This is a genomic window from Variovorax paradoxus (genome assembly GCF_000834655.1).
Taxonomy (GTDB): Bacteria; Pseudomonadota; Gammaproteobacteria; order Burkholderiales; family Burkholderiaceae_C; genus Variovorax; species Variovorax paradoxus_F.
On record NZ_JXQQ01000016.1, the window covers coordinates 35,130 to 48,768 of the forward strand.

A 13,639-nucleotide genomic window follows, 5' to 3' on the forward strand; every position below is an offset into this window, starting at 1 on the left:
ATAGGGTGGGCAGCGCGAAGACTTCGGCGACTTGGGAAGGCGCACAAACCTTGGGGCAGCTCATACCCGACCACGTTCGGCTTTCGCGCTTGTGCGGCTTCATATCTGCCGAGTCATGCGAGGGCACCCGCCTGCGCAGGCGGTAAGGATCGTTCGTGGTCCTTGCGATGTTGCATCGCTGCGCGCTGTTGCGAAACCACGGACGCGCTCGGTTTGCGCCGGCCAGGACCTGGCCTCGGCCACCCAGCGGCTGCCTCCTGAGGCAGCGTCTTCAGATAGTTGGCGAGTACCGCCAGCTGTACGGGGCGAGCTTGGTCGTGAAGCCGCCCGGCCGCGATGGCGCGGCAATGGCCGAACCGGATGCCGCGCCGATCCTGCGCGGGAAGAGATGCCACCGGCTTTGCGACCGGCAAGAATCAGGCGGCCGGTGGCTTGGCTCCGGCCGCCGGCACGTCGTCAGAAATCCCAGATGACCGGAACCCAGCGGAAGACGTCGCCATCGACCGCGACCCGGCCGACGGATGGGAACGGCAGGTGCGCAGCCACGAGCAGCCCGCGGTTCTGGGCGAGTTCGTTGAAAAGGCCGATGCGGACACGGGCCGCTTTCTCGGGGTCGTGCTCGAAGCCGTTCTGCCAGTCGGGGTGGTCGAAAGCGACCGGGAACATGGCATCGCCGGCAAAAAGCAGTCGGTCGCCGCCCGAGACGAGGTCGACCACGCTGTGCCCCGGCGTGTGGCCACCGGTGCGGCGGACCGTCACGCCCGGCGCGACCTCGCGCGTAGTCTCGAAGGTCCGCAGGTTGTCGCGGTAGACGTTGTAGAAGCTCTTGGCGGTCGAGCGCAGCACCTCGGGCACCGGGTTGGGCATGACCGTGTGCGAAAAATCGGGCGAGATCCAGAACTCGACCTCAGCCGCCGCCACGTGGATGCGCACGTCCGGACGCAGCCGCTCCTTGATGCCGGGGACGAGCAGCCCGCCCACGTGATCCATGTGCATGTGGGTGATGATCACGTCGGTCACCGACTCCAGTTCGACACCGGCCGCAGCCAGTCGCTGGGGGAACTGCCCGGCGCGCGGGAAGCCCGGGAACTGGCCGCCCAGTCCGGCGTCGATGAGGATGGTCTGCTCGCCGCTGCGGGCCACCATCACGTTCAGCGGCCAATCGAACTTGTCCGGCGGCATGAACTGAAGGTCCAGCCAGTTCGCCAGGTCTGCGGGCGAGGCGTTGGTTGCCATCGTCGTGGTCGGTAGCGGCAGCACGCCGTCGCTGACCACCAGCGCGTCGATCTCGCCGATCTTCACCGCGTAGCGGGACGGGACCAGGTCCTTGGACGACTGGCCTGTGGGGCGCAAGGCTTCATCTACGGAAAACATATTGAAATCTCCAAAAGGGCGGCCCGATTGCGCGGGCCAGAGCAGCCAGGCAAGTGGCCGCAGATTGCCGTTCAACACCCGGGGTTGTCTGGCACGGATCACGGCAGAAGGCCGCATGCCGTTGATCGTAGGTAGGAGGGGTGCGAGGCGGTAGGCTCGCGAACGGGATCACGGTGGTGACCGATACGCACCAAACGCGCGTGGCGTGTCGTGATGTTTTCCGAAGGGGCGACGCTTGCGCGATCGGTGCTCGGCAGGAGGCGCGAACCGGCGGCCTTTAATCCCGGGCCGGTCTGTGGTTCGGGATGCCGCCGCAGCGGGATCAATGGAAATACGAGATTCGATGCCGCGCCCGGAGATCACGGGAGGCAAAGAAAAAAACCCGCCACTTCTGTGAGAAGTGCGAGTTCCGAGGCAGCGCGGAGCTGCAAGAAATGAGGGATTGGCCTGCCCGGAGGGGATCGAACCCCCGACAACCTGCTTAGAAGGCAGGTGCTCTATCCAACTGAGCTACGGGCAGATTCCGGGCCGGACAGAAGCAAAAACGAGAACACTCAAAAGAAAACTTGGTCGGGGCGAAAGGATTCGAACCTTCGACCCTCTGGTCCCAAACCAGATGCGCTACCAGGCTGCGCTACACCCCGACAAGCCTTCTATTCTAGCCCGGATATTGACCGGCTCCCTGGCTTTCTCAGCGTTTCTCGTATTGCGTCTTGCCGAAAAGAATTTCGCGCTCCTTGTCGCCGGTGATCGGCTGGCGCAGATCGGCCAGCACTTTCACGCCGCGCTGCACGGCGGGGCGCGCCGCGATGCCGTCGAACCAGGCCTTCAGGTGCGGGAAGTCGGTGAGGGTGATGCCCTGGTTTTCCCAGCTGCGCAGCCACGGGAAGATGGCGATGTCGGCAATCGAATAGGTCTTGCCGGCGATGAACTTCGTCTTCGACAGTTGCTTGTCGATCACGCCGTAGATGCGCTTGGCTTCGTTGGTGTAGCGGTCGATCGCGTAGGCGATCTTTTCGGGCGCGTACAGGCGGAAGTGATGCGCCTGGCCGAGCATCGGACCCACGCCGCCCATCTGGAACATGAGCCACTGCAGCACGTCGTAGCGTTCGCGGTCGCCGGTGGGCAGGAACTTGCCGGTCTTGCCCGCGAGATAGACGAGGATCGCGCCCGATTCGAAGAGCGAGATCGGCTTGCCATCCGGCCCATCGGGGTCGGTGATGGCAGGGATCTTGTTGTTGGGGCTGATCTGCAGGAAGTCGGGCGCGAACTGGTCGCCCTTGCCGATGTTCACGGGGTGCGCGCGGTAGGGCAGGCCGCACTCCTCCAGCATGACGTGGACCTTGTGTCCGTTGGGCGTGGGCCAGGAATAGACCTCGATGGGCAATGCGGGCATGTCGCGGGCTCCAGGGGTGGGATGTGATGGGAGGGACGCAGCATATACGTGCCACTCCAAACCCGTGACGGGGCGGGAATTTCGCCTTTGCGGCGGCGCCCTTCAGCCCACCTGAAGCCGGTGCGTGTTGCACCACATCCAGTCTTCGCCGGGTTCCAGGGACTTGATGACCGGATGCCCCTCGGCCCGCGAATGCTGCGTGGCATGTCGGTTCTTCGACGAGTCGCAGCAGCCCACATGACCGCAGTGCACGCACAGGCGCAGGTGGACCCAGGTGTCGCCGGTCTTCAGGCAGTCCTCGCAGCCGCGCTGCGTGTGGGGTTGCGCGATGGTGGAAGGCACGTGGTCGCAGGCTTTGATGGGCACCGAAGAACTCCTCGATTGATGACGGTTGAAAAAGATATCGATCAGGCCACGGCCGTTGTCTGCGACAGGTGCTGGTGGATCAGCGCCACCGCGGCAGCGCCTTCGCCGATCGCGCCGCCCACACGCTTGACCGATCCCGAGCGCACGTCGCCCACGGCGAAGACACCCGGCACGCTGGATTCGAGCGCCGTGGCCGGCCGTGCCGGAAAGCCGCTGCTCGCGGCCGCGCCGGTCAGCACGAAGCCGTGCTTGTCGACCGCCACATCGCAGCCTTGGAGCCACGAGGTCTCGGGTTCGGCGCCGACGAACAAGAAGATGTTGCGCGCCGCGCAGTCATGCTCGTTGCCGGTGGTGTGACAGCGCCATGTCGCGCCCGTGAGGCCCTCGTCCGAGCCGCCATGCAGGCGCACGAGTTCGGTGTGGGGCTGAAGCTCGATGTTGGGCGTGGCCTCGATGCGATCGATGAGATACCGCGACATGCTGGCGGCCAGCGAAGGTCCGCGCACCAGCACGTTCACCTTGGCGGCATGGCGCGACAGGAACACCGCGGCCTGGCCCGCCGAGTTGCCGCCGCCGACCAGTGCCACTTCCTGCTGCGAGCAGATCTTCGCTTCGATGGCCGAGGCCCAGTACCAGATGCCGCGGCCTTCGAATTCGGCCAGGCGCGGAACGTCGGGGCGCCGGTAGCGCGCGCCGCTCGCGATGACCACCGTGCGCGCGTGGATCGTGCGGCCGTCGGCCAGGGCGATGCCGAGGCTTTCGCGCTCGTTCTCGCGCGAGCAGTCCAGCGACACGACTTTTGCTGGAATCAGCATCTCGACGCCGAACTTCTGCGCCTGCACGAATGCCCGGCCGGCAAGCGCCTGGCCCGAGATGCCGGTCGGAAAGCCCAGGTAGTTCTCGATGCGCGCGCTGGCGCCGGCCTGTCCGCCGAACGCGCGGCAGTCGAGCACGATCACGCGCAAGCCTTCGGAGGCGGCGTACACGGCAGTGGCGAGGCCGGCGGGCCCGGCGCCGACCACGGCCACGTCGAACAGCTCGTTGTGCTCGACGGTGTCGACCATGCCGAGGCACCGGGCCAGCGCGTCTTCGGCCGGATTCACGAGCACCGAGCCGTCGGGGCACACCGCCAGCAGCTGGCAGGTGCCATATTGATCGAGCAGCGCGGCCGCGTCGGGGTCTTCGGCGGCATCGACCAGGTGATAGGGATAGCCGTTTCGGCGCAGGAAGTTCTCCAGCCGCGCCATGTCGGCCGACTGCGGCTTGCCGATCAGCACCGGCCCGCTCGCGCCCGATTCGATCAGTGCGACGCGCCGCAGGATCAGCGCGCGGGTGATGCGCTCGCCCAGGTCGGCTTCGGCCACCAGCAACGCGCGCAACTGCTGGGGCGATACGAGCAGCGCCTCCACGTCTTCGTCGGCATGGCCGTCGACCAGGGCAGGGCGGCCGCTCAGCTGGCCGACTTCGGCCAGGAATTCGCCCGGGCCCTGCCGCACGATCGGCACCACGCGCCCGAGCCCGTCGCGCTGTGTGACAGAGACCACGCCCTTGAGCAGCACGAACATGCCGGGGCCGGTTTCTCCGGCGGTGAAGAGCCGCTCGCCGCGCGCGAATTGCTGCACGCTGCCGAAGCGCGCGATGCGCGCAATCTCGGTGTCACTGAGGACGGGAAAGGTCTGGTGAAAGCGGCTGCTGTCGGTGCCGGTTGCTGCGGTGGCCATGGGTCCAAGCTCCATATCTCGAATCCACCGCATTAGACGACGAAGTGCGCCATGCGGGCTGTAACACCGTCATGCGCGTGCAATCTTCCTGACACGCCGGCTTCATCGCAGGTGCGGAGACTCCCTCGGCAGAAAGGGTTCCCCATGAAAGAACTGCCCAACCCGACGTTTCCGCTTTCGCAGATCGGGCTGCGCGCGGCCTTGTGGCCAGCGCCCACGGTTGCTGCCGCCGGCGTTTCGACCGCGGCCCGTGTGTCGGTGCCGCAGGCACCCGCCGTCATTCTTCCCCCGCCCGTCGAAGCCAGGCAAGGCATCACGGTCGGCTGGGCCCGTCACCTGGACGACGTGCGCGCCGCGCAGCGCCTGCGCTACGACGTGTTCGTCGGCGAAATGGGCGCCCGCGTCTCCTCGCCGCTGGCCGGCCACGACATCGACCTTTTCGACGATTTCTGCGAACACCTGCTGGTGCGCGACGAGCTCTCCAACCAGGTCATCGGCACCTATCGCGTGCTCACGCCGGCGCAGGCGCGCCGCGTCGGCAGCACCTACAGCGACACCGAGTTCGACCTGACCCGCCTGCGCGACCTGCGCGAGCGCATGGTCGAACTGGGCCGCAGTTGCGTGCACCCCGAACACCGCCAGGGCGGGGTGATCCTCGCGCTGTGGGGCGCGCTCGCCGGTTTCATGCACCGCAACAAGCTGGACACCATGATCGGCTGCGCGAGCATCCCGATGTCACACAACGGCGTGACGAACGGTGACGCCGCCGCCAGCATCTGGCGGCAGGTTTCGGCCAGCCACATGGCGCCGATCCAGTACCAGGTGCAACCCCGCCTGCCGCTGCCGGTCGAGCGGCTGGACAGCACCCTGGACGTGGAGCCGCCGGCGCTGATCAAGGGTTACCTGCGCCTGGGCGCCAAGGTGCTGGGCGCTCCCGCATGGGACCCGGACTTCAACGCCGCCGACCTGCCGATGCTGATGCGCATCGACGACCTGCCGGCGCGCTACCGCAAGCACTTTCTCGGCGCATGAAACCGGCGGGCGTCCGTCCTGACGACGGGCCGCCCGCCCTCTCTCCGGGCATGATGGAGCCGCACAAGGCGGGGGATGCGGCGTCACGCGAGCGTCATTCAACTGTCACAAATGACATCGACACTGTCATATTTCAGCCTACGTCTGCTCCCGTGCCGCTTGCTCCAGAATCTGTGTCCATGTCACCAGCCTCCGCAGACCGGTCGCTCGCCGTTGCGGCGCCCAAGTTCACCCTGCTCGACCGGGATCACAGCATCCTGTCTTTCAACGAGCGCGTGCTCGACTGGGCCCACCGGCCCGAGGTCCCGCTGATCGAGCGGCTGCGCTACCTGTGCATCGTGTCCTCCAACCTCGACGAATTCTTCGAGGTTCGCGCCGCGCCGCACTTGATCGCCGGCAGCGCCGGTGACCAGAAGGGCACCTACACCGTCGATTCGTTCGAGCAGCTGGCCGAGGCGGCGCACACGCTGGTGGCACGCCAGTACGCGCTCTACAACGACGAGCTGATGCCGACCTTCGCGACGCACGGCATCCACATCATTTCGCACGGCGAGCGCAATCCGGCGCAGCGCAAGTGGGTGAGCGAGTATTTCGAGCGCGAGGTGCGCCCGCTGCTGATTCCCGTCGGGCTGGACCCGGCGCACCCGTTCCCGCAGGTGGCCAACAAGTCGCTCAACTTCATCGTGCGGCTGGGCGGCAAGGACGCCTTCGGACGCGAGAACCCGATCCAGATCGTCAAGCTGCCGCGCGTACTGCCGCGCCTGATCAAGATGCCGTCCAAGGTGTCGGACGGCAAGACGCTGTTCGTGGCGCTGTCGAGCGTGGTGCGCGCGCACCTCTCGAGCATGTTCCCGGGCCGCGAGGTGGGCGACTTCTCGCAGTTCCGCGTCACGCGGCATTCCGACCTCGCGGTGGACGAGGAAGACGTCAAGAACCTGCGCACCGCGCTGCGCCAGGGCCTGCAGCACCGCCACTACGGACAGGCCGTGCGCCTGGAGGTGTCGGCCAGTTGCGCCGAATCGCTCGCGAGCTTCCTCTTGGCGCAATTCAACCTGCCGCCGGAAGCGCTGTACCGCGTGCATGGGCCGGTGAACCTCGCGCGGCTCACGCAGCTGATCGACCTGATCGACGAGCCCCAACTGCGCTTTCCGCCTTATTCCGCATCGTTTCCCGTCACGCTGTCACCCGCCCAGTCGTTCTTCGAGCGCCTGCAGCGCGGCGACGTGCTGATCCACCAGCCCTTCGAGAGCTTCGACGGCGTGCTTGCCTTCCTGCGCGAAGCGGTGCTGGACCCGCAGGTGCTGGCCATCAAGCAGACCATCTACCGCACCGGCGCCGACTCGGAGCTGATGGACCTGCTGCGCGAAGCCGTGCGCCGCGGCAAGGAAGTCACCGTGGTGGTGGAGCTCAAGGCGCGATTCGACGAAGAGGCCAACATCAACTGGGCCGAGATGCTCGAATCGATCGGCGCGCAGGTGGTGTACGGCGTGGTGGGCCTCAAGACCCACGCCAAGATGCTGCTCGTGACGCGCCGCGAGGGCAAGCAGCTGCGCCGCTACGGCCACCTCTCCACCGGCAACTACAACCCGCGCACCGCGCGCCTGTACACCGACATCAGCCACCTCACGGCCGATCCGCTGCTCACGGCCGACATGGAGGCGGTGTTCGTCCACCTGGCGAGCCAGAGCCGCCTTCCCAAGCTCAACCGCATGTGGCTCGCGCCTTTCGACCTGCACAAGAACCTGGTCTCGCAGATCGACGCGCTGGGCCTGGCTGCATCGAACGGCGAGCCCACGCGCATCGTCGCCAAGATGAACGCGCTGACCGACGATGCGCTGATCGCCGCGCTCATCCTCGCGGGGCAGAAGGGCGTGAAGATCGACCTCATCGTGCGCGGCGCCTGCACGCTGCCGGCGCAGGTGCCGGGGCTCACCGACAACATCCGCGTGCGCTCGGTGATCGGGCGGTTCCTGGAGCATTCGCGGGTCTTCTATTTCCGCAACGGCGAGGACGAGTCGCTTTACCTCTCGAGCGCCGACTGGATGAACCGCAACATGATGCGGCGCATCGAGCTCGCCTGGCCCGTGACCGACCCGGGCCTGCGCCAGCGCCTCATCGACGAGTGCCTGGTGGCGTACCTGCACGACGGTCGCGACGCCTGGGACCTGGGCGGCGACGGCATCTACACCCGCGTGGACCGCGACACGCACCCGGGCGAAGAGGGCGCCTCGCGCGCCGTCGAGGCCCACGGTGCCCAGACCGCACTCATGAACCGTTATGCATCACGAGGGCATCGCGATGATGCATCCAGCAACTGATGTTCGAAAGACGATGACCATGGACTTGATCTTCTGGCGCCACGCCGAAGCCGAGGACTGGACCGAGGGCTGCGACGACATGCAGCGCTCGCTCACCGCACGTGGCGAAAAGCAGGCCAAGCGCATGGCCAGCTGGCTCGATCGGCAACTGCCCGACGGCACCCGCATCATCTGCAGCCCCGCGCGGCGCTGCGAGCAGACAGCCCTCGCGCTGGGCCGCAAGTACAAGCTGCGCAACGAGCTGGCGCCCGACACCACGGCCGAGGCGCTGCTGGGCGCGGCCGGCTGGCCCAACGGCAAGTCGGTGGTGCTGATGATCGGCCACCAGCCGTCGGTAGGGCAGGCCATCTCGCTCCTGCTCGGCCTGAAGCAAGACAGCTGCCCGGTGCGCAAAGGCTCGCTGTGGTGGATCCGCACGCGGGAGCGCGACGGCGACGTGCAGACCGTCGTGGTGACGGTGCAATCGCCCGAACTCCTCTGAGGTTTCCTCCCCTTGAAGAAAGGGGGAGGGGGAGGGAGGAGGGGGGCTGTCTTTTCAGCGAACACCACGGAACCGGCTTTGCCGCACCGTCGGTGTTGCCCCCTGCAAGGGTGACGGCGAAGCGACACGAAGTGCGCGAAAGCTGGGGGTCAGCTCAACTCCACGCGCCAGTTGTTGGTCTTCTGCCAGGCCAGCACTTCTTCGCGCAGGAGGTGCGCCGACTGCGGATAGGCCTCGGCCCAATCGGGCGCGCACACGATGGCGAATGCGCGCGCGCCCAGCGCCGCAAGGTGCAGCGCTTGCGGATCGGGATCGCGGCGCGCATGGCACAGGATGACGGCCAGGCGCAGCGCGAGCAGTTGCATCACGAAGGTCTCGTCGTCGAGTGCCGCTTCCAGCTTGCGCAGCTTGCCGCGCTGTCCCAGCACCAGTTGGCCGAGCGCGTGCAGTTCGTTCACCGCGAAGCCCGGGGCGTCGGTGTTGTCCAGGATGTAGGCGCCGTGCTTGTGATAGTCGCTGTGCGACACCAGCGCGCCGATCTCGTGCAGTTGAGCCGCCCAGCCGAGCTTGCGCAACGCGCGGCCCGCTCGGTTGGAGGTGCTGCCGCCGCGTGCGGCAGGGGCGAGTTGCACGAAGAGGCCGGCGGCGGCTTCGCCCACCCGCTTGGCCTGCGCGGCATCGACCGCGAAGCGCGTGGCGAGCCGGGCCACCGTGGCGGTTCGCATGTCGGCCACGCTCTCGTCGCGCTCGAGCAGTTCGTAGAGCACGCCGTGGCGCAAAGCGCCCTGGGCGACTTTCATTTCCTCGATGCCGAGCAGGTCGAACACCGCGCGCAGCACGCTCACGCCGCCGCCGATCACGGCCTTGCGGTCTTCGCGCATGCCGTCGATGCGCAATTTGTCGGCGCTGCCGGCCTTGAGCAGGCGGTCCAGCAGCCAGTCCAGGCCCTCGCGGGTCACGAGGCCGGGCTCCGCGCCGGATGCGGCCAGCACGTCGCCGACCGCGCCGATGGTGCCCGAGGCGCCGTAGGCCACGTCCCATTGGTCGCGCGTGTAGCTGCCGAGCGCGTCGTCGAGCACCGCCTTGGCAGCCACTTCGGCGGCACGGAAGGCTGCGGGCGTGAACTGGCCTTCGGCGAAATGCTTCATCGACCAGGCGACGCTGCCGACGCGGTAGGACTCCACCAGTTCGGCTTCGAGCGCGCGGCCGATGATCATTTCGGTGGAGCGGCCGCCGATGTCGATCACCAGGCGGCGTTCGCTGTCGGAGGCGTCGGTGTGCGGGAGCATGTGCGCCACGCCCTGGTAGATCAGGCGGGCTTCTTCCCGGCCCGGGATCACGTCGATGCCGAAACCCAGGATGGTGCGTGCGCGCAGCAAGAATTCCTCGCGGTTGCGCGCTTCGCGCAGCGTCTGGGTGGCCACGGCGCGCACCTGGGAGCGCTTGAAGCCCGCCAGGCGCTCGCCGAAGCGCGCCAGCGCGTCCCAGCCGCGCTGCATGGCTTCGGTCGTGAGATTGCGGGCGCTGTCCAGGCCGTTGCCCTGGCGCACGGTTTCCTTCAGGTACTCGGTGCGGTGGATCTGGCCGTGGTCGACCTGGCCGATTTCGAGCCTGAAGCTGTTGGAACCGAGATCGACTGCGGCGAGGCGGGTGCCGTTTTGCATGTAGTTGTACTGAGAGAGGGCGGTGTTGTCTTTGATCGTAGCGCCGTGACAGGCGCGCCGCCTCCCGATTCGCGCAGCGGCGAGGTCGGGAAGGCTAGGCGCGGTGCATGACGGTTGTGTGACAGCGTCACACGGCCGGGGAGGGAAACACCGGCATTTTCCCTCGACAGCGGGGTGTCATATTGATGTCACACAAGCTTTCTAGAGTCCGTCCCAAGCCCGAAAGGGACTACTTCTTACTTCTAAAGGAAGCTTCATGAAAACGACGTTCAAATTTGCAACCGCCGGTCTCGTGGCCGCGCTGTTCTCCATTCCCGCCCTTGCCCAAGACGTGACCGGCGCCGGCGCCAGCTTCCCGGCACCGCTGTACGCCAAGTGGGCTTCGGACTTCAACAAGGCCACCGGCGTCAAGATCAACTACCAGTCGGTCGGCTCGGGCGCCGGCCTCAAGCAGATCGAAGCCAAGACCGTCGATTTCGGCGCCTCGGACGCTCCCCTGAAGGACGACGAACTCCAGGCCAAGGGCCTGATGCAGTTCCCCACCGTCATCGGCGGCGTGATCCCCGTGGTCAACATCACCGGCATCAAGCCGGGCGAGCTCAAGCTCAACGGCCAGGTCCTGGGCGACATCTACCTGGGCAAGATCACCAAGTGGAACGACCCTGCCATCAAGGCACTGAACGGTTCGCTGGCCCTGCCTGACGCCGCCATCGCCCCGGTTCGCCGCGCCGACGGCTCGGGCACCAGCTTCCTGTTCACCAACTACCTGAGCAAGGTCAACGCCGAGTGGAAGACCAAGGTCGGCGAAGGCACGGCCGTGAACTGGCCCACCGGCGCGGGCGGCAAGGGCAACGAAGGCGTCGCAGCCTTCGTGAACCGCCTGCCCAACTCGATCGGCTACGTCGAGTACGCCTACGTCAAGCAGAACAAGATGACCTACGCCCAGCTGCAGAACGCCGCCGGCAACTTCGTCTCGCCCGACGACAGCGCCTTCAAGGCCGCCGCTGCCGCTGCCGACTGGAACAAGAGCTTCTACCAGGTGCTGACCAACCAGGCCGACAAGGGCGCATGGCCCATCACCGGCGCCACCTTCATCCTGATGCACAAGGTGCAGGACAAGCCCGCCAACGCGACCACCGTGCTCAAGTTCTTCGACTGGGCCTACAAGGGCGGCGACAAGACTGCCGACGACCTGGACTACGTGCCGATGCCCGACGCCGTCAAGGCCACCATCGCCAAGGCATGGGGTGACGTGAAGGACGCATCGGGCAAGCCGGTCGCGTTCAAGTAAGCCATCCACCCACCAGTCCAGAACGGCGCATCCATGAGCAGAACATCGCTCGAGGACGCGCCGCTTTCGTCTTTGCCGGAGCGACCCTTGTCATCCACTCTTCCTGCTGCCGCCGCGTACGACCTCGCGGCCGACCGTGGCCGCGCCACCGTGTCGCCACCGCCGGTGAAGGCGCCGCGTTCCGGCCCCATGGCCGACCGCATCTTCGGCTGGGCCGCCAAGGGCGCCGCGCTGCTGACGCTCGCGATGCTGATCGGCATCCTGGTGTCGCTCGTCGCGGGCGCCTGGCCCGCCATTTCGAAGTACGGCCTGGGCTTCCTCACCAACAGCGTATGGGACCCGGTGCAGAACGAGTACGGCGGCCTCGTCATGATTTACGGCACGCTGGCCACCTCGTTCATCGCATTGGTGATCGCGGTGCCGGTGAGCTTCGGCATTGCCCTTTTCCTGACCGAGCTGTCGCCCAACTGGCTCAAGCGCCCTCTGGGCACGGCCATCGAACTGCTCGCCGCCGTGCCGTCCATCGTGTACGGCATGTGGGGCCTCCTGGTGTTCGGCCCGATTCTCTCGACCTGGGTGCAGCAGCCGCTGCAGAAGCTGCTCGCCGGCGTGCCGTACCTCGGCGCCCTGGTGTCCGGCCCGCCCGTGGGCATCGGCATCCTGTCGGCCGGCATCATCCTGGCGATCATGATCATTCCGTTCATCGCCTCGGTGATGCGCGACGTGTTCGAGGTGACGCCGCCGCTCCTGAAGGAATCGGCCTACGGCCTCGGCTCCACCACCTGGGAGGTCGTGTCCAAGGTCGTGCTCCCGTACACCAAGGCCGGCGTCATCGGCGGCATCATGCTCGGCCTCGGCCGCGCGCTGGGCGAGACGATGGCGGTCACGTTCGTGATCGGCAACATGAACCAGCTCAACTCGCTGTCGGTGTTCGAGGCTGCCAACAGCATCACCTCGGCCCTGGCCAATGAATTCGCCGAAGCCGGCGCGGGCCTGCACCAGGCTGCGCTGATGTATCTCGGCCTCGTGCTGTTCTTCATCACCTTCGTCGTGCTGACGCTTTCCAAGATCCTGTTGGCCAAGATGAAGAAGAGCGAAGGAACCAAGTCGTGAGCACAGCGCAAGACCTTATCAACGCCAAGGCGCTCACCGAGACGCGCCAGGCCAAGTTCGCCTCGCGCAACCGCGTCAACAAGATCGCGCTCACGCTGTCGCTCGCCGCGATGGTGTTCGGCGTGTTCTGGCTGGTGTGGATCCTCTGGGAAACGCTGCGCCTGGGCATCGGTGGCCTCGCGCTCGCCACCTTCACCGAGATGACGCCGCCGCCGAACGAAGTGGGCGGCATCGCCAACGCGATCTTCGGCTCCTTCGTGATGGTGATGCTCGCCACCTTCGTGGGCACGCCGATCGGCATCATGGCCGGCATCTACCTGGCCGAGTACAACCCCAAGGGCTGGCTCGCATCGGTCACGCGCTTCGTCAACGACATCCTCTTGTCGGCGCCCTCGATCGTGATCGGCCTGTTCGTCTACGCGGTGGTGGTGGCCTACTTCAAGACCTTCTCGGGCCTGGCCGGTGCGCTGGCGCTCGCGCTGATCGTGATTCCGGTGGTGATCCGCACCACCGAGAACATGCTGCAGCTGGTGCCGCCGGGCCTGCGCGAAGCGGCCTACGCCCTGGGCACGCCCAAGTGGAAGGTGATCATCAGCATCACGCTGCGCGCCGCACGCGCCGGTGTGGTCACCGGCATCCTGCTGGCCGTGGCGCGCATCGCGGGTGAAACCGCGCCGCTCCTCTTCACCGCGCTGAACAACCAGTTCTGGACCGCCGACGTGAGCCAGCCGATGGCCAGCCTGCCGGTCACGATTTTCAAGTTCGCGATGAGCCCGTACGAGAACTGGCAGCAGCTGGCCTGGGCCGGCGTGTTCCTGATCACCGTCGCCGTGCTCGCCCTCAACATCCTGGCGCGGGTCCTCACGCGCACCAAACACTGACT

11 protein-coding genes and 2 tRNA genes are annotated in these 13,639 nt (G+C 66.7%); 6 read left to right on the plus strand and 7 right to left on the minus strand.

All coding sequences use genetic code 11. The features are described 5' to 3' along the window. Nucleotides 1-456: 456 nt before the first annotated feature. The 6 genes from RT97_RS08185 to RT97_RS08210 all read right to left on the minus strand — a co-directional run bounded on the left by RT97_RS08185 (nucleotide 457) and on the right by RT97_RS08210 (nucleotide 4,857). Nucleotides 457-1,374: an MBL fold metallo-hydrolase gene (locus tag RT97_RS08185; protein WP_042578293.1), complete on the minus strand. Its 918-nt coding sequence runs from the start codon at nucleotides 1,372-1,374 to the stop codon at nucleotides 457-459. A 443-nt stretch (nucleotides 1,375-1,817) separates the two neighbouring features. After that, nucleotides 1,818-1,894, minus strand: a tRNA-Arg gene (locus RT97_RS08190). A 47-nt stretch (nucleotides 1,895-1,941) separates the two neighbouring features. Continuing rightward, a tRNA-Pro gene (locus RT97_RS08195) sits at nucleotides 1,942-2,018 on the minus strand. A 47-nt stretch (nucleotides 2,019-2,065) separates the two neighbouring features. Continuing rightward, a complete protein-coding gene (locus RT97_RS08200) occupies nucleotides 2,066-2,770 on the minus strand; it encodes a glutathione binding-like protein (RefSeq protein ID WP_042578294.1) in 705 nt (234 codons plus the stop codon). Nucleotides 2,771-2,872: 102 nt separating this feature from the next. Beyond that, on the minus strand, nucleotides 2,873-3,136 hold the full coding sequence (locus tag RT97_RS08205; RefSeq protein WP_042578295.1) for a UBP-type zinc finger domain-containing protein: 264 nt from the start codon (nucleotides 3,134-3,136) through the stop codon (nucleotides 2,873-2,875). A gap of 41 nt (nucleotides 3,137-3,177) precedes the next feature. Beyond that, on the minus strand, nucleotides 3,178-4,857 hold the full coding sequence (locus RT97_RS08210; protein WP_155403765.1) for an FAD-dependent oxidoreductase: 1,680 nt from the start codon (nucleotides 4,855-4,857) through the stop codon (nucleotides 3,178-3,180). Nucleotides 4,858-5,001: 144 nt separating this feature from the next. Between RT97_RS08210 and RT97_RS08215 the strand changes: the two genes are divergently transcribed. Genes RT97_RS08215 through RT97_RS08225 form a run of 3 tightly spaced genes read left to right on the plus strand, consistent with a single transcriptional unit; the run spans nucleotide 5,002 to nucleotide 8,688 of the window. Further along, entirely contained in the window at nucleotides 5,002-5,889 is an 888-nt protein-coding gene (locus RT97_RS08215; RefSeq protein ID WP_042578297.1) for a GNAT family N-acetyltransferase, read from the plus strand. Further along, on the plus strand, nucleotides 5,886-8,207 hold the full coding sequence (ppk1, locus tag RT97_RS08220) for a polyphosphate kinase 1 (protein WP_042578298.1): 2,322 nt from the start codon (nucleotides 5,886-5,888) through the stop codon (nucleotides 8,205-8,207). Before RT97_RS08215 ends, ppk1 begins: the two co-directional genes overlap by 4 nt. A 19-nt stretch (nucleotides 8,208-8,226) precedes the next feature. After that, a complete protein-coding gene (locus RT97_RS08225; RefSeq protein WP_042578299.1) occupies nucleotides 8,227-8,688 on the plus strand; it encodes a SixA phosphatase family protein in 462 nt (153 codons plus the stop codon). Nucleotides 8,689-8,837: 149 nt separating this feature from the next. Here the strand turns inward: RT97_RS08225 and RT97_RS08230 are convergent, their stop codons facing one another. Then, a complete protein-coding gene (locus RT97_RS08230; RefSeq protein WP_042578300.1) occupies nucleotides 8,838-10,352 on the minus strand; it encodes a Ppx/GppA phosphatase family protein in 1,515 nt (504 codons plus the stop codon). A 256-nt stretch (nucleotides 10,353-10,608) separates the two neighbouring features. On the opposite strand from RT97_RS08230, the gene pstS reads away from it, so the two are divergent. From pstS to pstA, 3 genes are read left to right on the plus strand one after another with little or no spacing between them, the layout of a single operon-like run. Next, on the plus strand, nucleotides 10,609-11,643 hold the full coding sequence (gene pstS, locus RT97_RS08235; protein WP_042578301.1) for a phosphate ABC transporter substrate-binding protein PstS: 1,035 nt from the start codon (nucleotides 10,609-10,611) through the stop codon (nucleotides 11,641-11,643). A 33-nt stretch (nucleotides 11,644-11,676) separates the two neighbouring features. Further along, nucleotides 11,677-12,756 (plus strand): phosphate ABC transporter permease subunit PstC, encoded by a 1,080-nt coding sequence (gene pstC / locus RT97_RS08240; RefSeq protein WP_155403766.1) that lies wholly within the window; start codon nucleotides 11,677-11,679, stop codon nucleotides 12,754-12,756. Then, on the plus strand, nucleotides 12,753-13,637 hold the full coding sequence (gene pstA / locus RT97_RS08245; protein ID WP_080898229.1) for a phosphate ABC transporter permease PstA: 885 nt from the start codon (nucleotides 12,753-12,755) through the stop codon (nucleotides 13,635-13,637). The genes pstC and pstA overlap by 4 nt, the downstream gene beginning before the upstream one ends. The last annotated feature ends 2 nt before the right edge of the window (nucleotides 13,638-13,639 follow it).